This window comes from Parvibaculum sp. (genome assembly GCF_002684405.1).
Lineage (GTDB): Bacteria > Pseudomonadota > Alphaproteobacteria > Parvibaculales > Parvibaculaceae > Parvibaculum.
The window spans coordinates 1-21,320 of sequence record NZ_NYVD01000150.1 but is presented as its reverse complement, the minus strand read 5'-3'; the positions used below and the strand labels follow the sequence as shown (position 1 = coordinate 21,320).

Annotated in this window: 17 protein-coding genes; 2 read left to right on the top strand and 15 right to left on the bottom strand. The window is 60.3% G+C overall.

Annotated features, from left to right (window positions below):
• The 9 genes from nirB to CMI59_RS14110 all read right to left on the bottom strand — a co-directional run.
• Positions 1-2,178, bottom strand: a 2,178-nt coding sequence (gene nirB, locus CMI59_RS14150; RefSeq protein WP_293328886.1) for a nitrite reductase large subunit NirB, incomplete at its 3' end; no start/stop codon positions are given.
• Positions 2,179-2,180: 2 nt separating this feature from the next.
• A complete protein-coding gene (locus CMI59_RS14145) occupies positions 2,181-2,981 on the bottom strand; it encodes an ABC transporter ATP-binding protein (RefSeq protein ID WP_293328885.1) in 801 nt (266 codons plus the stop codon).
• A 4-nt stretch (positions 2,982-2,985) separates the two neighbouring features.
• Positions 2,986-3,906, bottom strand: a complete 921-nt coding sequence (gene ntrB / locus CMI59_RS14140; protein ID WP_293328884.1) for a nitrate ABC transporter permease — start codon at positions 3,904-3,906, stop codon at positions 2,986-2,988.
• Positions 3,907-3,918: 12 nt separating this feature from the next.
• Positions 3,919-5,337, bottom strand: a complete 1,419-nt coding sequence (locus CMI59_RS14135; protein ID WP_293328883.1) for an ABC transporter substrate-binding protein — start codon at positions 5,335-5,337, stop codon at positions 3,919-3,921.
• Positions 5,338-5,379: 42 nt separating this feature from the next.
• Complete coding sequence (locus tag CMI59_RS14130; RefSeq protein ID WP_293328882.1) at positions 5,380-6,615, bottom strand: hypothetical protein; 1,236 nt, start codon at positions 6,613-6,615, stop codon at positions 5,380-5,382.
• A 293-nt stretch (positions 6,616-6,908) separates the two neighbouring features.
• A complete protein-coding gene (locus CMI59_RS14125; protein WP_293328881.1) occupies positions 6,909-7,517 on the bottom strand; it encodes an ANTAR domain-containing protein in 609 nt (202 codons plus the stop codon).
• A 100-nt stretch (positions 7,518-7,617) separates the two neighbouring features.
• Positions 7,618-8,118, bottom strand: a complete 501-nt coding sequence (gene mobB / locus CMI59_RS14120; protein WP_293328880.1) for a molybdopterin-guanine dinucleotide biosynthesis protein B — start codon at positions 8,116-8,118, stop codon at positions 7,618-7,620.
• Entirely contained in the window at positions 8,115-8,732 is a 618-nt protein-coding gene (gene mobA, locus CMI59_RS14115; RefSeq protein ID WP_293328879.1) for a molybdenum cofactor guanylyltransferase MobA, read from the bottom strand. The genes mobB and mobA overlap by 4 nt, the downstream gene beginning before the upstream one ends.
• 400 nt (positions 8,733-9,132) lie before the next feature.
• Positions 9,133-10,077: a LysR family transcriptional regulator gene (locus CMI59_RS14110; RefSeq protein ID WP_293328878.1), complete on the bottom strand. Its 945-nt coding sequence runs from the start codon at positions 10,075-10,077 to the stop codon at positions 9,133-9,135.
• Positions 10,078-10,564: 487 nt separating this feature from the next.
• On the opposite strand from CMI59_RS14110, the gene CMI59_RS14105 reads away from it, so the two are divergent.
• Positions 10,565-11,800 (top strand): efflux RND transporter periplasmic adaptor subunit, encoded by a 1,236-nt coding sequence (locus CMI59_RS14105; protein WP_293328877.1) that lies wholly within the window; start codon positions 10,565-10,567, stop codon positions 11,798-11,800.
• A 63-nt stretch (positions 11,801-11,863) separates the two neighbouring features.
• Positions 11,864-15,034, top strand: a complete 3,171-nt coding sequence (locus CMI59_RS14100) for a multidrug efflux RND transporter permease subunit (protein WP_293328876.1) — start codon at positions 11,864-11,866, stop codon at positions 15,032-15,034.
• A gap of 474 nt (positions 15,035-15,508) precedes the next feature.
• On the opposite strand, the gene CMI59_RS14095 is transcribed toward CMI59_RS14100, so the two are convergent.
• The 6 genes from CMI59_RS14095 to CMI59_RS14070 all read right to left on the bottom strand — a co-directional run.
• Entirely contained in the window at positions 15,509-16,813 is a 1,305-nt protein-coding gene (locus CMI59_RS14095; protein ID WP_293328875.1) for a 2-hydroxycarboxylate transporter family protein, read from the bottom strand.
• A 40-nt stretch (positions 16,814-16,853) separates the two neighbouring features.
• Entirely contained in the window at positions 16,854-17,852 is a 999-nt protein-coding gene (locus CMI59_RS14090; RefSeq protein ID WP_293328874.1) for a phosphoglycerate dehydrogenase, read from the bottom strand.
• A 21-nt stretch (positions 17,853-17,873) separates the two neighbouring features.
• Positions 17,874-18,482, bottom strand: a complete 609-nt coding sequence (leuD, locus tag CMI59_RS14085) for a 3-isopropylmalate dehydratase small subunit (protein ID WP_293328873.1) — start codon at positions 18,480-18,482, stop codon at positions 17,874-17,876.
• Positions 18,472-19,902, bottom strand: coding sequence for a 3-isopropylmalate dehydratase large subunit (gene leuC / locus CMI59_RS14080; protein ID WP_293328872.1), 1,431 nt, complete (start codon positions 19,900-19,902; stop codon positions 18,472-18,474). The genes leuD and leuC overlap by 11 nt, the downstream gene beginning before the upstream one ends.
• Before the next feature lie 77 nt (positions 19,903-19,979).
• Complete coding sequence (locus CMI59_RS14075; RefSeq protein ID WP_293328871.1) at positions 19,980-20,306, bottom strand: DUF4387 domain-containing protein; 327 nt, start codon at positions 20,304-20,306, stop codon at positions 19,980-19,982.
• Positions 20,307-20,342: 36 nt separating this feature from the next.
• Positions 20,343-21,320 (bottom strand): acyclic terpene utilization AtuA family protein (locus tag CMI59_RS14070; protein ID WP_293328870.1); only part of this gene is annotated, 978 nt, incomplete at its 5' end.

The window sequence follows — 21,320 nt, the reverse complement described above, 5'->3', positions numbered from 1 at the left end:
CGTCTCGACCAGACCGAGCTTTTCCGTGCCCCTGATTTCAAGGCCCGCCGCACCCGCAAAATGGATTTCGAAGCCGGAGTCGACACAGACGATACCGACGTCCTTGCAGGTCGCCTCGGCGCAATTTCGCGGGCAGCCGGAGACGGCCATCTTCACCTTGGCCGGCGTCCAGGAGCCCCACATGAATTTCTCGATACGCACGCCGAGACCGGTCGAGTCCTGCGTGCCAAAGCGGCACCAATCCATGCCGACGCAGGTCTTCACGGTACGCAGGCCCTTGGCATAGGCATGACCGGAAACAAACCCTGCCTTACCGAGATCAGCCCAGACGGCGGGGAGATCTTCCTTTCGGATGCCCAGCATGTCGATACGCTGGCCGCCGGTGACTTTTACCGCCGGGATGTCGAACTTATCCACGACATCGGCGATGGCGCGCAACTCCGCCGAGCTCGTCATTCCACCCCACATGCGCGGCACGATGGAATAGGTGCCGTCCTTCTGGATATTGGCGTGCACGCGTTCATTGATGAAACGCGACTGGTAGTCGTCGGCATATTCCTCCGGCCAGTCGCAGACGAGGTAATAGTTGAGCGCAGGGCGGCATTTGGCGCAGCCATCGGGCGTCTTCCATTCCAGTTCCTGCATGATTTCCGGAATGGACTTGAGTTCCTTCGCCTTAATCAGGCGGCGGACATCGTCATGTCCGAGTTCGGTACAGCTGCAGACAGGCTCCACCGCCGCCGGGTTATAATTCTCGCCGAGGGTGAGCGACATGAGCTGTTCGACCAGCCCCGTGCACGACCCGCAGGAGGCCGATGCCTTGGTGTGGGCGCGTACCTCCGACAGCGTCGTTAGCCCCTTCTCCCGGATCGCACCGACGATCTCACCCTTGCAGATGCCGTTACAGCCGCAAATCTCGCTCGTATCGGCGAGGGCCGCAACGGCCGCGTTAGGGTCCGCGTTGGCGCCTCCAGCGAAACCCGGACCGAAGATCAGCGTCTCCCGATTTTCGGAGATATCTTCGGCGTCCTTCAGAAGCTGGAAGTACCAGTTTCCATCCTGCGTATCGCCATAGAGAACGGCGCCGATGATACGATCTCCTGAAATCACGACACGCTTGTAGATGCCGCGCGCCGCATCCCGATAGACGATGTCTTCCCGGTTGTCGCCTTGCGCGAAATCGCCCGCCGAAAAGACATTGACGCCCGTCACTTTCAGCTTGGTACTGATGACCGAACCGCCATAGCCCTGCCCATCGGTGCTTGCCAGCGTATCGGCGACGGCCCGGCACATTTCCCAGATCGGCGCGACAAGCCCGTAGACCTGGCCGCGGTGTTCAATGCATTCGCCGACGGCGAGAATATCGGGATCGGATGTCTGCATGAGATCGTCGACAACTATGCCGCGATTGCACTCAAGGCCTGCATGACTTGCCAGAGATGTGTTGGGACGGATACCCGCCGCCATCACCACGAGATCGGCGGGCACGACGCGTCCATCCTTGAGTTTCACCCCTTCCACGACATCTTCGCCCAGGATTTCCTGTGTCGATGCCTCGGTGAAGACCTCGATGCCCCTGGACTCGAGCTCCCGCCGGAGAAGAAACCCGGCAGCTTCATCCAGCTGGCGTTCCATCAGCGTATCCATGAGATGGATAACGGTGACATCCATGCCATTGGTCCGAAGCCCGTTGGCGGCCTCAAGCCCCAGCAAACCACCGCCAATAACGACGGCCCGACCGCCTTTTTTGGCCGCCGCTGTCATGTGACGAACATCCTCGATATCGCGGAAGGCGATCACGCCATCAAGCGATGCACCCGGCACCGGAATAATGAACGGCGATGAGCCCGTAGCGATCAGCAGGCGGTCATAACCCGCGCGTTCGCCCGTAGCGGTGACGATTTCGCGCGTAGCGGGATCGATGGCGATCACCTCCTCGCCTGCGCGCAGCTCAATGCCATTGTCGGCATACCAGTCACGACCATTGATGACGATCTCGTCGAAGGTCGTCTCCCCGGCCAGCACAGGCGACAGCATGATGCGGTTGTAGTTCACTTCCGGTTCAGCACCGAAAATGGTGATGTTGTAGGCATCCGGCGCGCGTTCCAGCAGCTCTTCGACTGCGCGGCACCCGGCCATGCCATTTCCAATGACGATAAGCTTCTTTCTCTTGCTCATGGTCAGGCCGCCTTTTCAATCCTGTGTTCATTGAGAAAGCGCAACACGGCAGAACGTGCGGCGAGGTAGTCAGAATTCTCACCAAGCTCCAACCGGCGCCGTGGACGCAGCAGGTTCACATCATGGATGAGGCCGATCCCCGCCGCCGGGCCGTTGTTCATCATCACGATGCGATCGGAGAGCAGAACTGCCTCGTCCACATCATGCGTGATCATTACGACCGTGTTGCCGAGGCGCGCGTGAATATCCATCACGCTGTCCTGAAGCTGGGCGCGGGTCAGAGCGTCGAGCGCACCGAAAGGTTCATCCAACAACAGCACTTTCGGCTCCATGGCGAGCGCGCGCGCAATACCAACACGCTGTTTCATGCCGCCGGAGATCTCCGAGGGCCTCTTGTCAGCGGCATGGCCCATGTTGACGAGCGCGAGCATTTCACGCGTCCACTCGTCGCGCTCGGCCGTGTTCTTCTTTTTCGAAAAGACCTTATCCACCGCGAGACGGACATTGCCGTAGACGGTGAGCCAGGGAAGCAGTGAGTGGTTCTGAAAAACGACGGCGCGCTCGGGCCCCGGCCCCAGAACGAGATCGCCTTCAAGAAAGACACCGCCCAGCGTTGGTGAATCCAGCCCCGCGATAAGATTCAACAGAGTGGACTTGCCGCAGCCGGAATGGCCGATGATCGAGATGAATTCGCCCTTCCTGATCGACAACTCGACATCGCGTAGCGCTTCGAAAGCACCGGAGCGGGTATTGAACGTTTTGCCAAGCTTGCTGACGTGAAGTAATGCCTGATGATCGCTCATGATGTCAGCCCTCCTGCAGGGTGTAATCGTAGCGGCGGCGCACCGCGTTCATCACCGCTTCGAGTGCGATGCCGACGCCGCCGATAATGACGATGGCAACGATGATCGAGGGGACGGAAAGGTTGTTCCATTCATCCCAGATATAAAAGCCAATGCCGATGCCGCCGGTGAGCATCTCCGCCGCGACGATGACCATCCAAGCGGTCGAGAGCGAAAGCTGCATGCCGGTGAGCATGTAGGGCAGCGTGGAGGGCACATAGATGCGCGTCACCATTTCGTATCGGTTGAAATTCAGAACGCGCGCGACGTTCAAATAGTCTTGGGGGATCGCTTTCACGCCCGCCGCCGTGTTGAGGATCATCGGCCAGATGCTGGTGATGAAGATCACGAAGATGGCGGAGGGATCGACCGCGCGGAAAATCAGCAAACCGATGGGTAGCCATGCCAGCGGACTTACGGGGCGCAAAATACTGATAAGTGGCAGCCACGCGCGTTCGAAGGTCTTGTTTGCACCGATCAGGAAACCTGCGGGGATGCCCACTGCCATGGCCAGAAGAAAACCGGCAAGCACACGGCCCAGCGAGTACATGACCTGCCAGGCAATTCCCATATCGTTGGGCCCATACACGTAGAAGGGATCGGAAAAAACCTCGACGGCCTTGTTCCAGACAGCAGGCACATCCGGGAAAGACGGCACCAGCGTCTGCTGCATGATGGTCCAGCCAAGCAGGACAAGACCGAAGGTCACCGCCGGTAGAAGGACGATGCGGAGAAGCGTCTCCACCCTCTGACGGGCTTCGCTCATACCGGGTGACACACCTGTGGAGGCATCATTCTTCAAGGACGGCGACGGCACGGCAACGGGCTCCGCTTTCACGGACGTGTCCTCCACCGAATCGACAAGGGTCAGCGCTGCAGACTTCATTGGCTCTCTCCCTTACGAGTTGAGCTTGCTGAGTTCGTCCATCGACATGGCAACGTGCTTCACGTCGAACCCGTCGATGTATTCGGCGAGCTTTGCCGGGTCGTAGACGTCGCCATTGAAGAAGGCATCCGAACCCATCTGGACGGGCGAGGTCGCGTCGGCCAGCGTCCAGGGAACCTTGTGAGTGCCTTCCGTCTTCCAGTCGATGGTCGGGACGGGAATGCCCATCCCCTTCACCGCTTCCCGATAAATGTCCGGGCGATAGACCTCGCTTGCCGCCTTGCGGATATCGATCGGTTTTTCGATCTGTCCCCAGCGGATCATTTGCGTGATGAACCAGGCTGCATGGCTCTTCCACGGGAAGGTCGCCGCATAGCGATAGAAGACATTGAAGTCGGGCAGCGGGCGGGGATCCTCGTCAATCGCGTAGCGGAACGTGCCCGTCATCGACATCTTCACGACATCGACCGGCGCATTCACATAGGATTTGCGCGAGATGATCTCGACGACTTCCAGACGGTTTTCCGGCTTGTCCATCCATTGCGCGGCCTCCACGAGAGCGCGGATCATCGCCTTGTGGGTTTCCGGGTTTTTCTCCGCCCAGTCGAGAGTGACGCCGACCACCTTTTCCGGATTGTTGTTCCAGATCTCGTAATTGGTGATGAGCGTCTTGCCCATGCCTGCGATCACAGCGCGCTCGTTCCACGGTTCGCCGACACAATAGCCAACGATATTCTGCGCGCGCAGATTGGCCACCATCTGGGGCGGCGGAATGACGATCAGGCGGACATCCTGGTCGGGATCGATGCCTGCATCGGCCATCCAGTAGCGGATTTCGTAGTTATGCGTGGAAACCGGGAACACCATGGCGAATGTCATGGGAGGCTTGCCCGCAGCCTTGTCGGCGTCGATGACCTTTTTGAGCGCACGGGCCGAAACGGGTCGTTCCTTCATGGCCTCCGGGTCGGCTTCGACCATCCGGTCGTAAAGCTCGTTCGACACGGTGATACCGTTGCCGTTCAAGTCCATCGAATAGGAGGTGATGGTCGGCTTCTTGATGGCACCGACACCCAGCGTCGAGGCAATCGGCATACCGGCCAGCATATGAGCCGCATCTAGCGCGCCGATCGACACCTTGTCGCGAATATTGGCCCAGCTTGCCTCCTTCGAGATCTGGCTGTTGATGCCGTGGTTCTTGAAGTAGCCCTTCTCATGCGCGATCACGAGGGGCGCACAATCCGTCAGCGGAATAATGCCCATCGTGAGGTCGGTCTTCTCCAGAACCTCGCCACTGGCTGCGAAGGCACCTCCGGGCACCACCGCACCTGCCGCTTTCAGCAGGGCCGCTGTTCCAAGAATCTTGCCGCCGGTCGTCAGCACGTCGCGCCGTGCGAGTTTGCGGGGCGTTTTCGAAGAGTCGTCCTTTTTCATCATGGTCTCCTTCGAGGGGTAATCGAGTTCAATGGGCGTTGTTCAGTAGGCGTAAGTGAGCGTGACCCAGCTCTTGTCGCGACTTGCATAGCCGCCATCGCCGTCATAGCTCGCGAATTTGAGATTGAGAGAAAGGCTGTCGGTGAGAACGAGGTTCGCCACCGCGTCGAATTCATTTCCGAGATCGACACCACCTTCATTGGCGGAGAAATCGTGATAGGCAACGCCCAACACCAGCTTGCGTCCGATCGGCAATCCGGTCAGCGCGTAAGACGCCTTGGCATAGGCATCTTCCAACCCCTTGCCGGGCGTCGTCAGGAAGACGTCGGCCCAGCCATTGAAGGCGTGGAGCGTCGCAAGCGGCGTCGAGAACCCCGAGGTGCCGTCGCTGCCCAACACTTCGTAGCCGCCGGTCAGGCTTGCCGGTCCATAAGCCAACATCGCTTCACCGAGATAATAGTCGACGTCCAGTGACAGGGGGTTGTCGGCATAATCCGTCTGATGCGCATATTCGCCGGTGAGTTTCAGGCTCGCCTTATCGGTAAGATGGAACGGCGCCGTTGCGCGCAGGCCGTAGGTCGCGGTCGAGAGGGCTGGCGCTTCATTCAGGTCGACCAGATAGGCGTAGCCGGTAAGATCGGCAAAACCGAGCCCGGTGTATCCGAGATTGACGAGATGCGTGTCGCCCTGGAACTCGCCCGCGGAACTGCCCGCGCCGAAGATGCGGTTCACGCGGCGAACATAGGCGTAGTCGATGGTCGTGCCGGGCAGGCTCTTGTTCGTCACCCGCGCAGCGTCGAATGTCTGTTCGTTCTGCCGCCAGCCGACATTGCCGACGAAGCGCGCATTGTCGAGGATCATGCGTTGACGACCGACGACAACCGTGGTCTCGGGCAGGCCTGTGTAGGAAATCTGCGCGCGATTGACCTGCCCCATATCCGGATCGGCCACGACGGGATAGGTCGTGCGGCCATTTACCGTGCTGTTGAAATCCTCGGCGCCGAAATGGGTGATGAGATCAAAATCGGCCAGGAGCGAAAAGCCGTAGAAGCTTCCGGTCTCGTAACCGAGACGTGCGCGGCCCGTCAGCGCGTCTGCGTCGTTGGCAAAGCCGTCCTGATCCACATGCTCGTACCGCATACGGAGATTGATGAAGGGCTTGCCGTTGTCGATGGCTTCGCCAATCGAATCCGCCGCGGCGGGAGCACTCCAAAGCCCTGCCGTCGTAAGGACGGTAAGAGCAATTCGGGACAGAAATCCGGTCTTGTTCAATCGCATATGGCGTTTACCTCGGACACTCGCGGCTCGCACCGCCAAAAACAAAAAAACGCCTGCCCAGCGATCGCTCGCTGACACAGACGTCGTTGCCTGGATGGGGCCGTCATTGACCCGATATGTCCGCTCCGGCCGCCATTGCCCGAAACGGGGGAGCGCAACGAGTGCGCGCTCAACCTGTGCCCGACGATATGCAATCGAACGTGATGCGCAATAGGTATTTGATTTTAAAAGGAATTTTCTTGCCGCGCTGCACAAGAATTGAACTGTCTGATTAGTTTTCGGACAGAATTTGCCTAGCCCTTGAGCAATCGCGCGATGGAGATGAGATTGTCGGCAATCTCCAGAATCGGCTTTCCCTCCTTCATCGCCGTCTCACGGAGAAGCCTGTAGGCGTCTTCCTCCGACATCTTTCGCTGCTCCATCAGAAGCCCCTTCGCGCGCTCGATGGTCTTGCGGCTGGCGAGGTCGGATTTCGCCTTGTCGAGTTCCTCACGCATTTTCTGGAAGACCTTGAAGCGGAGAATGGCAACATCAAGGATTGGCTTCACTCGCTTCGCATTCAGACCGTCGACGATATAGGCGCTGACGCCCGCGCGCAGCGCCTCCTCCGCAAGGGAGGCCTCGCTTTCTTCCACGAACATGACGATAGGACGGGGCGCAGCGTCGGACACATTCCGCATGCTTTCCAGCGTGTCGCGATCGGGCAAATCCACATCAACGAAGATCACATCCGGCTGGATCTCTTCGACCTTGCGCGCAAGGTCAGTAAGCAACCCCATGCGCAGAATCTGCGCGTCGCCATAGTCCGACAGCCCCGCTTCCACGACGGCCGCGCGCTCATCATTGCTGTCGATGATGAGTATCTTCAGGGGTCTGGAAATATCCGGCTCCTGCGCCATCATGTTGAAATCTCGCCGGGATAAAGTTCCGCCGCCTTTCGGCTAACATGCAATTTGCAGCAAAATCCGTTCCAGTCCATCTCCCGTATTTTTGCAAGGCAAACTACACAGCCAGCTTGAAGAATTCCGAAATGAAGCGCGCAACGGCCGGCGGATCGTTCAACGGCAGGATAGGAATCGTGCTGTCAGGAATGGGATAGTCCGCAATAATGGCCATGATATCGGTGTCTTCGGGGGCGAGGTCCGACGCTTCCTGCCCCTCCCTGCGCACTTCGAGCTTGATATGCGGATGACGCTTGTAGCCCTCCACGATGACCAGATCGACGGGCGCCAGGCGCGCAATATGTTCTTCGAGTAGAGGCTCGTCGTCCTCTCCGACCTCGTGCATCAATGCCCAGCGACGGGCCGAGGCCACCAGCACTTCGTGAGCGCCTGCCTCCCGATGGAGAAAACTGTCCTTACCGGGATGGTCGATATCGAAGGCATGGTGAGCATGCTTGATCGTGGACACCGAAATTCCTCGCTCCGAGAAAAATTCTATCAGCCGGGTGATCAGCGTCGTCTTGCCGCTGTTTCGCCACCCCACAATGCCGACAATGTTCATGCTCTTCCTTCACGATTCCCGGCGAGCTCTTCCGCTCGCGCCAGGTCTTTAATGGTATTCACATTGAAGAATGCCTCTTCATCATCGAAGACGCATTCATGCACGCCCATCTCGGCGAGAGTCCACCACAGGCTCTTGTAACGACCGGACTCAATACCTCCCCGGAGCCGATCACGGCAAGAGACCGGCCAGAGGGCGCACAAAGCCTGAATTCGCCCACCAGCCTTCGCTACAACGGGCAGTCCATCGTCCACCACGGACATCAAGCGCAGTACTAGATCGTGTGGCAGGAAGGGAGTGTCGGACGGAAAGCTGACCAACCAGGCCGACGTGCCTTTCGTCGCCGCCCAGTCCAGCCCCGCCAGCACGCCGCCAAGCGGGCCCGAGCGGCCGCCGAACGCGTCGAACAGGAGCGGCAGGCCGCCATCCCCGGCGTCAACGTAGCGACCGGATTGTTCTAGTCTCACGTTGAGTGCGAACTCGGAGACCTGCGGCTTTACGCACTTGATGACATGCTCGATGAGTGGCTCGCCATTGAGCGACAGCAAAGGCTTCTCACCGCCGCCCATTCGTTCGGCGCTTCCTCCAGCCACTATTACCCCAAGCGGTAACATGAATATTCCAATCTTGCTGTATGCAGTCTGCAACCGTCAGAAAGCATATGCATTTAGCGCCGGCTGATCAGATAGCTACGACATCAAGAGCTTAAAGAACGAAGAGACATTCTTGCTCTATAGCTTCTGGATGACGTTAGGGACCGATAGCACTCCCCATGTAACCGCTGTTTCAAAAAAACAGAGACATAGCGACGTGTCTCAATTTGATGCCATCCCGCGATGGTGGTTGCCGCTAACTTCGGCACATCGTTGAGCTTCAGCCAAAGACGACAGCTCGGATAACGGCCCCTCGGTTCCAAGCCGCCCTTCCCACCCTGCCTCGCCGAACTAATCGATTCTTCGTAGAGAAGATGTCGCGAAGTTTCCAGCCTGCATCGGGAATATCTAAGCTAGTTGTTCAACGTCGCGTAGCATGGAAGCCCTCATGCGGGACGCAGCCCTTCTCATCCGCCTTCATCCGCTCAACCACGAAATCGATAAACGTGCGCACGCGTAGCGGCAGATGCTCCTTGTACGGGTAGCAGAGATAGAGTGCATTTGCGGGCGCAGTGAAGCCCCTAAGGATCGGCACCAACTCGCCGCGCTCCACCAGCCCTCGCGCATAGTCATCACGCATCTGGATGATGCCCATCCCCATCGTCGCCGCCTCGCAAATGGCATCCGGGTCGTTGAGGATGAGGTCCGGCTCCTGCGGAAAGGTTCGCACATTGCCCGCCACGTCGAACTGCCAGGCGATCATCGGATCGCTGAACCGCTTCTGACAAACGATCGTCCGGTGCTGCGAAAGTTCGTCGGGATGCGACGGCTCGCCATGCATTTCCAGATAGGTCGGCGAGGCCAGCGTCCAGTGCTCATTGCAGGTCAGGCGCCGGGCGATCATGGAGGAGTCTTCCGGCGAGAGCACCCGGAAGGCGAGATCCACGCCGTCATCGATGAAGTCGCGCTGCTGATAGGTGAAATCGAGCTCGAAGACGATATCCGGATAGTCCACTCGGAATTCGGCGACGAGCGGCAGCACCAGCCGGCAGCCAAGCCCTCGCGGCGAGGTCAGCCGGATACGGCCGCTCATCGTGCTGCGGGTTTCGCGGAAGATGCCGTCGAGTTCATCCAGCGCGCGCAGCGGCTCCTTGGCGCGCTCATAAAGAAGGATGCCCTCGGGTGTCAGGTTCATCTTGCGGGTGGTCCGCCGGATCAGCCCCACGCCATAGGCGTCTTCCAGCCGTTTCACGCTCTGGCCGACGGCAGGCGCGGAAACGCCCAGCATCTTGCCCGCCGCGGCGAAGCTGCCTGTTTCCGCAGCGCACACAAAAGCCGCCAGGGCATTGGAAAGTTGCGTGGCCATTCAAAAGCCCCCCTTTTTTTATGGGGTTAAACACCGGAAAATACGCGAGGCACGTTAGATGGGGTCACTACGGACCCGTAACAATCTGTCCATTGGCTTGCCCGGCTTAATCTCGGCCTCGCGTGTCCTTCCTGCCACCTTTTCCCCAGGGGCAGCCTGCTCTATTTCGGCTAATTCACAAACATGTTACGTAAAAATGAGCCGTATTGCTTGTTTTCCGGGGAAATGAAACGACGCACATGCCCGGTTTCCAGCCGGATGGCGCGAATTTGCGCAACACGGTGGCCATCTTCCTCATTCACAAGCTGCACTTACGAATGAATTAAGGTGCACCGCACTAATAAAACCGTGATTTCGGCCCTACATCGCTTCAATCGGTATTCCCGGACCGATCCTTCAAGTGTCAACGCCAACCCCTTGCAAGACTGCCAGACCGGCATTCCGGTTTCCGGCCTCTGCGATGGGTCTGTCATGAGTGAGGCCGACCATGGACCATCAGAACGCATCCGAGACCCAGGCAAGCAGCGTTGCCGGCAAATATTCCAGGCGGGCTGCCTATATCGGCGCCGCAATCGTGGTCGCCGGCGGACTTGCCATCGGCGGCGCGCATTTCGACTTCACGCATTCCGATGCAGGCGAGGGGCAGCAGGCGCAACAGGCCCCGAAAGTGACCGTCGAGCGTCCGACCCGAAAGAAACTCATCGAATGGGACGAATATACCGGCCGCTTCCGCGCGGTGAATAGCGTGGAAGTGCGCTCGCGCGTTTCCGGTTACCTGCAGGAGATCGATTTCCGGGACGGTCAGCTCGTCAAGCAGGGCGACCTTCTCTTCAAGATCGACCCCCGTCCTTTCCAGGCCGAGCTCGATGCAGCGAAGGCCGATGTGAGGAGCCGCGAATCCGCCGTCGCCAATGCGCAGAAGGAATACAAGCGCGGTCAGGAACTCGTCCGACGCGGCACCATCAGCAAGTCCACCCAGGATAACCGGCTGGCAGCCCTGCAGGAGGCGCAGGCGGGTCTCGAAGCGGCCAAGGCCCATGTCGAGACCGCGCGGCTCAATCTCGAATTCTCGGAAGTGCGCGCGCCGGTGGGCGGCCGCATCAGCGACAATTACATCAGCCGCGGCAACCTCATCAATGGCGGCGCGCAGGGCGGCACGCTGCTCACGACCATCGTTTCCACGAACCCGATCTATTTCGAGTTCAACATGAGCGAAGCCGATCACCTGAAATATCTCCGCCTTCACCAGCAGGGCGACAGGAGCGTCACCGGCCGCGACGATACGAAAGTGAGCCTGCGCCTGCAGGACGAGAACGGCTTCGTTCACGACGGAAAGATCAGCTTCGTCGACAATCAGATCGATCCGTCCACGGGCACGCTGCGCGCCCGCGCCACCTTCGACAATGCCGACGGCACTTTCGCGCCCGGCATGTTCGCCCGGATCAAGGTACCGGGATCGGCCGAATATAATGCGCTGCTGATCCCCGATTCCGCCGTGCAGACCGACCAGACCGACAAGTTCGTCTGGGTGGTGGACAAGAACGACGTGGTGAAACGGCGCGAGGTGACGCTCGGACCGAAGGACAATGAAAAGCGCATTGTCCGCACCGGCCTCGCACCGGACGACGAGGTCGTGGTCCAGGGAACGCAGTTCGTTTCCGCCGACATGACGGTCGAGCCCCAGCCGACCCGTACGGCACAACTGGATCGGGCGGCGCGCTAAGACGCCGCCTCTTCCACCCGACATTTCATTTTCCATTTTCGTCGCGCTCCATGGAGGGCTGCCATGAACGCTGTCAAATTCTTCATCGACCGACCGATCTTCGCAGGCGTCATCTGGACGCTTCTGCTGCTGGTCGGCATCGTCGCCTATTTCTCCATCCCCGTGGCGCAGTATCCCGATATCGCACCGCCCACCATCCAGGTGTCGGCGAATTATCCCGGCGCGTCGGCCGAGACGATTGCCGAAACGGTGGCCGCGCCCATCGAGGAGGAAATCAACGGCGTCGACGGGATGCTCTATATCTCGTCGCAGTCGAGCGCGGCGGGGCAGACCACGATCACCGTCACCTTCAAGCCCGGCACCGATCTCGACACCGCTCAGGTGCTGGTGCAGAACCGCGTCGCGCTGGCCGAACCGCGCCTGCCCGAGGAGGTGCGCCGTCTCGGCATCTCCACCATCAAGGCCAATCCGGATGCGCTGCTGGTCGTGCATATGTACTCGCCCGACCGCAGCCGGAACCAGCTCTACATCTCCAACTATATCCGGCTGCAGATGCGCGACCGGTTGCAGCGGCTGAAGGGCGTCGGCCAAATCCGCGCCTTCGGTTTTCGCGAATATTCCATGCGCGTCTGGATCGATCCGGAGCGCGCCGCCTCGTTCAACCTGACGGGCGAGGATATTGTCACGGCGCTGCGCGGTCAGAATGTAGAAATCGCAGGCGGCACACTCGATGCGCCGCCGACCGACAAGCAGGGTGCCTTCCAGGTGAACCTCGAAGCGCAAGGGCGCCTGAAGACGCCGGACGAGTTCGGCAATGTCATCGTCAAGCAGGAGAAGGGCGGACGGCTCGTCCGGCTGAAGGATGTCGCGCGGGTCGAACTCGGTGCGCAGGACTACAACACCAATGCGCAGCTCGACGAGAATCCCGCCGTCGCGCTTCTCTTCAACCAGCAGCCCGGCTCCAATGCGCTGGAAACGGCGGATCGCATCAAGGCGACGGTGAAGGAAATGTCGAAGGACTTTCCGCCCGGGCTCGCCTATGACGTGATCTGGAATCCGACTCAGTTCGTGGCGGAGTCCGTGCATGAAGTGGAGAAGACGATCTACGAGGCGATCATCCTCGTCTCCATCGTCGTCTTCATCTTCCTGCAAAGCGTGCGGGCTTCGATGATCCCCATCGTCGCGATCCCGATTTCGCTTGTCGGCACCTTCGCAGTGATGCAGGGCTTCGGCTTCTCGCTCAACAATCTGTCGCTCTTCGGACTGGTGCTCGCCATCGGCATCGTGGTCGACGACGCCATCGTGGTGGTGGAAAATGTCGAGCGCCGGATTCACGAAGGTCTCAGCCCGCGCGACGCGGCCCATGCAACGATGGACGAGGTGGGCGGCGCACTCGTCGCCATCGCGCTGGTGCTTTCCGCCGTCTTCATTCCGACGGCCTTTCTCGAAGGGATTTCCGGTGAGTTCTACCGGCAGTTCGCAGTGACGATCGCCTCGGCGACGGTCATCTCGGCGGGCGGCTCGCTCACGCTTTCACCCGCACTTGCCGCTCTTCTGCTGAAGCCGCGCAAGGCGGCTGAAGACCGCAAGGCCTGGGAGCGACCGCCCGCCTGGTTCTTCGAGAAGTTCGACCGCGGGTTCGACGCGACCGCCAACGGCTACTCGCTGCTGGTCCGCCGCCTCATTCGCGGATCGGCGATGATGCTGGTCGTCTATGGCGGGCTGATGCTCCTCACCGGTTTCCAGTTCGACCGCGCGCCCAAGGGCTTCGTGCCGCCGACGGACCAGAACTACGTCATTACCGTGGTTCAGCTTCCGCCGGGCGCCTCGCTTGCCCGCACGCAGGCGGTGATGAACCGCGTCATCAGGGACGGGCTTGCCAATCCGCAGATCGAACATGCGGCGGCCTTTGCCGGTCTCAATGGCGCGACCTTCTCCACGGCATCGAACTCGGCGGCCATCTTCTTCACCATGAAGGATATCGGCGAGCGCGTGTCGAGCGGTCACGACGTCAATGAAGTGCTGACGGAACTGCGCAAGACCTTCGGCGCCTATCAGGATGCGATGATCATGGTCGTGCCGCCGCCGCCCGTACGCGGCATCGGCAATGCCGGCGGTTTCAAGGGCTATGTGCAGGACCGCCAGGGCATCGGCTACAAGGCGCTGGAGAAGGAAGCACAGGCGCTCGCCAAGGCCGCCAATGGCGCGCCGGCGGTGACTTCTACCTTCACCATCTTCAATACCTCGACGCCGAAGCTTCATGTCGATATCGACCGCGTGCGTGCCGAGCAGCTCGGCGTCGCCGTGCCCGATGTGTTCCGGACGCTGGAGGTCTATCTGGGGTCGGCCTATGTGAACGACTTCACGGCCTTCGGTCGGCCGTTCCGCGTGAATGCGCAGGCCGAGGACATCTACCGCAAGACGCCGGAAGACATTGCGCGGCTCAAGGTGCGCAATGCGGAGGGCGGCATGGTGCCGCTCGGTTCGGTCGCGACCTTCTCCAACACGACGGGGCCCGATCGTGTGGCGCGCTACAACCTCTATCCGGCCGCTGCCGTGCAGGGCGATACCGAGCCCGGCTATTCGACCGGACGGACGCTCGATGCGGTCGAGGCACAGGCGAAGACGACACTCGACCAGGGCTTCGGCTTCGAATGGACGGAGCTTGCGCTTCAGCAGAAGCTTGCCGGAAACACGGCGATCATCGCCTTCTCCATGGCCGTGGTCTTCGTCTTCCTGCTGCTGGCGGCGCAGTATGAGAGCCTGAGCCTGCCGCTTGCGGTCATTCTCATCGTGCCGATGTCGCTTCTCTCGGCGGTGACGGGCGTGCTGATGCGCGGCCTTGACGTGAACATTCTCGTGCAGGTCGGCTTCATCGTGCTGATCGGTCTTGCCGCGAAGAACGCGATCCTGATCGTGGAGTTCGCCAAGCAGGCGGAAGACAGCGGCCGGCCGATAGCCGAAGCGGCGATGGAGGCGGCACGGCTGAGGCTCCGACCCATCGTCATGACGTCCTTTGCCTTCATCCTCGGCGTGGTGCCGCTGATGCTCGGCACGGGCGCGGGCTACGAGATGCGCCAGTCCCTCGGCACCGCCGTCTTCTTCGGCATGCTGGGCGTGACAGGCTTCGGTCTTCTATTCACCCCGGTCTTCTACGTCGTGGTGCGGCGAGGTGCAGCGAAACTGCGCGAGCGCTTCGCGGAGAGGCGATTGCGGGAGACACACAGCAAATAGCGCGAAGAGGCGGCGAAAACCTTTGCCTCCCCTTTTTTTCTTATCGAGAATTCATAATCCGCTGGCCCGTTGCGACGAGAGCCGTGTCTCAGTGCCGGATGGAAAGTGGTACCCATGGGTGACTCGCTTAGTCAATTCAGTCGGCCGGAATCGTTCACGAATAGGCGTTTCGTGCCTCAACACCATGAGTTTCGCCAACATTCTTCACGCGCTTCAAAGTTCGGCCATGTTCACGCAGTTTGCGGTGTGCGTTTGCAGCTACTTTCATGAGATTTGGTACGATGACTGGATCAAAGATACTTCTTTCCTAGTCCAAGTAAGTCGGTTGATCATGAAACCCGCAAACAATGATGGCCGAAACAGAATCGACAATTCCTTCTGCGGCTCTAGTCAACCCCGCTAGCCACAGATCGCAGATTCGTAGCCGCCTCTGCGAGAGCAAAGTCTGACCGTTTTCTAGATTTTCCCAACTCCTCAAAGGAAGATACGGAACAAGTATCCCGCCAGAAACAACACGATCCCCCCACCGATGCGCGACGAGACCTGTGCGTAAGGGAACAGCGCCATGCGTCGGGATGCCCCCAGTACTTCCAGATCGCCGCTGCCTCCCCTGTTCGCCATGCAGAGCCCTGCGGCGATTACAGCTTCGACAGGATAGAAAGAGAAAAATCTCGCGCTCAGGGCGGTTCCAAGCGTGGCGCCGAGAACAATCACCCCGGCGATCACGAAGTTTTCAAAGGTCAGGGCGGAAAGCAGTTCGTTCAGGTCGGTCATCGCCCCCACGGCAACCAGCACAAGCACGATGAATGCCTTCAATCCCCATTCGTTCATTCTACCGAGGGCCAGAACGAGCGAGGCTGGGAGAATGTTCGCGAGGTTGAGACCAACGAAAATGACGACCACCCACGCAAACAAATGGATCTGCGGCACGAGGGCATAGAGCAACATCGAAAGCAGCAGCATTGCGACCGTGAAGAAAATCGCACCCAGAATGTTCGGGTCGTTGCCGGGGTCCGGCTCGGATTCGGTCCCGAGCAGCGGAATCTCGCGCGCATCCGAGCGCCGGCTCAGTTTTCCGTTCCCGGTCAACGAAGGAAAGCGATTGCCGATCCTGTTCAGCGCCGATGCCATCAATATCGCCATCATGTTCGCAATCGTGAGGATCGAGATCGCGAAGCCGTAATAGGTCGCCGCATTGTCTCCGGTGACATCGGTATAGATTTCGGCCATCGGGATGGCGCCCGCGCCGTTCCCGCCTCCCATAACGGGCAAGACATAATGGGTGATGATACGGGCGGGTTCGATCTGAAAGACCAGACCGATCAGGATACCTGCCCCCGCCGCGCCGACGATGCCGCACAACATGACCGGCACCAGCCCCAGAACGGATTGCAGCAGCGTCTCCCGATCGACCGACAGAATCGAGCCCGCGACCAGCGCGACCAGCAGGAAATAGAGAAAGCGGTTACCGACGACGGACTCCGCCAGAAATGCGCGGTCGTCCGGTCCGATCCAGCCGAAATGCACCATCACTGCGGTACCAACAAAAGCCATGATGAGGCCGCCCCCGACATAGCCCCGCCAGATCGGCAGTTTCTCCCCGATGGCGTAAAGGACGAAGCCGATCGACCACATGACGGCGAATGCGCCGACAATGCCCGCATCCTGCAAATGGCCGCTTACCAAAAGAACGGCGCTCAACGCCGCCATGATGGCGAAAGGCGCAATCTGCACGCCCCCCAGTTCATACTCGACGGCTTTCCTGATCGACGCATTCATGCGCGCTCTCCCCTCTGAGTTCCCCCGCACCGCCGGCCACCTACCTGCCGTCGACGACGATACATTCGCGTGGCGGCATACGGCCCTCGATGACTTCCACCGCACAGACGGATGCGATCATATTGGTCCGCGCGAGGCCTTCATGCGTGGACGCGCCAGCATGCGGTGCCGCGATCACGTCGTCGCGCGCGATGAGGGCGTCCGTCACGCTCTTCATCGACGGATCGCTCTCGCTTTCATAGACATCCAGCCCGGCACCTAGGATCCGATTGTTCTCCAGCGCCTCCAGCAAGGCCCGGTCGTCCACGAGGCCGCCTCGGGCAGCATTTATCAGCACCGCGTTGGGCTTCATTTTCCGAAAGGCTTCCGCGTCAACGATATGGCGCGTTTCCGGGGTCAATGGCGTATGGAGCGAGATGTAGTCGGACTCGCTAAGCAGCGTGTCGAAATCGACCCTCGACAATCCATAGGCGTTTATGTCCTCGTCCCGGAGGCGCGGCGTACACACCATGATCTCGACTTCAAAGCCCTGCAGCCTCCTGGCAAGGCTTCGGCCGATCCGCCCGAAACCGAGAATGCCGACCTTCTTCCGGTAGAGGTCGGTTCCGACAAGAATGTTCCATTTGCCACCATTCATGGCGTTCTGGGCTTCCCGGAAACGGCGGCCGGCGGAAATCATCATGCCGATTACCTGGTCGGCGACGGAGGCATCGTTTCCGCCCGCGGTGATTGTCACCACCCTGCCAAGCTCCTTCGCCGCTTCGGTATCGACCTTTTCGTAACCGACGCCCCGCCGGGAAACGATGGCGAGGTCGGGCAGCGCGCCGAGCGCGTCGCGCGTAATGTTCGCATGGCCGACGATCCAACCGCCGGCACCGTCCAACAGCTTTTTCATGTCGTCTATGTCGAGTTGCGCCTCGGTCTTGCCGTCCGGCAGCGTGGCGATCTCGATCTCAATGTCGTTGCCGCGCAGAAACGCAACGGCTTCGTCATCGAAGAACTTCTGGGTGACGACCACCTTTCTGGGAGGTTTTGTCATGTCTGATTACCTTCTGAAGGTTTATGCAAGCCAGTCATGCTCGGCGAGGTAGCGCGACTGGAAGGTTTCGATCTCGTCGCGCCATTGCAGCGTCATCCCCACCGCATCGAGCCCGTTGAGAAGCATCGTCTTGCGGCGCTCGTCGATATCGAAATGGAAGCTGCGTTCCGGCGTCACGATGGTCTGCGTCTCTAGGTCGATCGTCACTTCGCCGGCGCCTACCTCCGCGTGCTCGATCAGGATCCCGACCTGGGAGTCCGACGCCTCGACCGCCAGCAGACCGTTTCTGGCGCAATTGTCGAAGAAGATGCCGGCGAAGGACGGGGCGACGATCGCACTGATCCCGAATTGCCGCAGTCCCCAGACCGCGTGCTCCCGGCTCGACCCACAGCCGAAATTCGCGCCGGTCACCAGAAAGCTCGCCTCATTCCAGGGCGGCCGGTTGAGGATAAAGTCCGGACGCGGGTTTTCGTTCTCGTCGAAACGAAGATCGTGAAAAAGCCCCCTGTCGAGACCGCTCCTGTCGATCCCCTTGAGGAAGGTTTTTGGCATGATCACATCGGTGTCGATATTCGCCGCCGGGAGCGCGGCCATGACGCCGGATTTGCGCGTAAACGGTTCAGCCCGCATGGCTCGCCTTCATGCTCCTGACATCGCAAAGACGGCCGGCGACGGCGGCGGCGGCGACCATGGCGGGGCTCATCAGATGCGTGCGGGCTCCCGCCCCCTGCCGTCCCTCGAAATTCCGGTTGGTGCTGGAGGCACAGCGTTCTCCCGGCGCCACCACATCGTCATTCATCGCGAGGCACATCGAACACCCCGATTGCCGCCACTCGAAACCGGCATCGATGAATATTCTGTCGATGCCTTCCGCTTCGGCCCGCCGGCGTACCTCGCTCGAGCCCGGCACGACCGCCGCGGCGACGCTGGGGGCAACCTTGCGCCCCTGCAAAACGGTGGCGGCGGCCCGCAGATCCTCAAGTCGCGCATTCGTGCAAGACCCGATGAATGCGCGATCTATGGTGATGTCCCGCAACCGCATGCCGGGGGCAAGCGCCATATAGTCGAGCGCGCGTTCCGCATCCCGCCGCCTGGCGTCGTTGGTTTCGTGAGCGGGATCGGGAATGACATCCGTGATGGGCGCCGCCTGGTCGGGGCTCGTGCCCCAGGTCACCATCGGCGCGATGGCCGCCGCATCGATTTCGACATATGCGTCGAACGCCGCGCCGGGGTCGGTACGCAGCGACTGCCAGGCGGTCAGCGCTTTTTCAAGAAGCGCGCCCCGCGGGGCGCGCGGCTTGTCGGCAAGATAGGAAAAGGTCTTTTCGTCCGGCGCGATCACGGCGCCGCGCGCACCGCATTCCACGGCCATATTGCAGACCGTCATGCGGCCTTCGATCGAGAGATTCCCGATTGCCGATCCGGCGAATTCGACGGCATAGCCGCGGGCCCCGTCGGCGCCGAGTTGGCGGACGACGGCCATGATGATGTCCTTCGCCGTCACGCCCACCGGCAGCGCCCCGTCCACCTCTACCCGCATATTGCGCAGCCGGGTGTAAACGAGCGTCTGGGTCGCCAGGAAATGTTCGATATCGGAGGTGCCTATACCGAAGCCGAGCGAGCCGAACACGCCATATGTCGTCGTGTGGCTGTCACCGGCAGCAATCACCATCCCCGGCAAGGCCAGCCCCAGTTCGGGCATGACGACATGCTCGATACCCTGCTGGCTGTGAAAGAGATCGAAAAGCTCGATCCCGAAATCGTCGCAGTTTTTCTGCAGGTAGGACATCTGCGCATCGTTCGCCCGGTCGGCGCGCAACGCATCCCGGTCCGGTCTGGTCGAATTGACGTGATCCACGACCGCGATCGCCGAGCGGGGACGGAACACGTCCCGTCCTGCCTCGCGAAGACCGGTAAACGCCTGCGGGCTCGTATATTCGTTCAACACCGTGCGGTCCACATAGAGGAGAACCTGCCGGCCTTCCCCGTCGAGGCGCCGGACAGTGTGACTGTCGACAAGCTTGTCATACAATGTTCGGGGCTGCGTCATGTGCCGTCCACGGAATATATCTGTTCGTCCGGCGAAGCTAGCAAGCCGGGTGCCTTATTCGTCTTGCGAAATTCGTATCAATCGATACCCGACGGGCCTTCGAGTTCCACGTCGAGCAGACGGACATATTGCTGACCGGAATGCATGTCGCGTTCGACCATCCCGCCCTGCGGGTTGGCGCGCGGATAGGAAATCTTGACGAGATCGAAATCGGGGACCGGAATTTTCCTGACCAGATCGGGATCCGTTCCGAAGAGCTTTTCGAACACTTCCGGGCTCAACCCCGGGCTATCCTTGTAGCGCTGGAAATTTTCAGCGCTGTCGAACCAGATATCCATCGTGACCCAGAAAGGCCCCGCTTGTTTGGAACGAATATGCCGGCAAACATTGCGCAATTTTGTCACGACGATTTTCCCTTTCTCGGGCTGCGACGACCGATTTTAAGAATTCACCCAGACCGTTCTCACAAGCTGCAGCGGATCCTCGACCTCGACGACATGGTTGAGCTTGAACTCATAGACCTGACCGCGGGGAATATCGGCCGGCGTGAACGGAAAGCCGTAGCTCGGCAGTTCCTTGTTCATCACGGCGGGGTAGTGGAAGAAATACGGATTGCAGGCATGGGCAATGGAGTTGGCCAGCTCCTGCGTCTTGGCCGTGGCAATGAACAGAACGCCGATTTCGCGGGGGTTCGGCGTTCCCTCCGGCACATCCGCCCCATCGACCGCGTTCCAGCCATACATTCTGAGCGAGATATGGAAATCGTCGTCTTCCCCGGGCGGCAGGGTCTGACGGGCCCGCGCATAAAGCACGTCCAGGAAACGATCATGGAAGCCGGAGACATCCTGCAGAACGTCCGGATCCTGAATGCCGACGAGCATGATCGTCTGATAGCGGCCGCCGCCGGCCCCTTCCAGCTTCATCGTATAGGTACCGGGGTTCCAGGCCGCTCCCGTGACGCTAACGCTGCGGCCGTCTCCTTCCTGTTCGTAGCGGGCGTTGTTTACATCGAACTGGCCGCCCGGCTCGTTCAGAAGGTAGGGGTTCGTGTTTTCATAGAGCATATGCGCGGAAACGCTGTAGGGCGTGCAGGTATTGCGTTCCGAGAGCGGCTCGACCTCGAACCCGTCCCGGCCGACCGTCAAGAGAACGCCCGAGCCGAGCGTCGGATTGACCGAGCATTGGACGCCGCATTCGCCGATCTTGCCCGCATGCCATGCGGCCCCCCAGCCCGCGCCCTTCCAGATCGGGAAGCTGGCGAGCACGGCCGGGTCGGTCGAGCGGCCGCCGAGGATCACATCGGCACCCTGCTCCAACGCGGCGATATAGGGTTCGACCCCCATCAGGGCGACGATGTGGTCGCAGGACTCCACCGTTTCATCTTCCAGCGCGCCCAGCGGCGGGAGAGGCTTTATCCG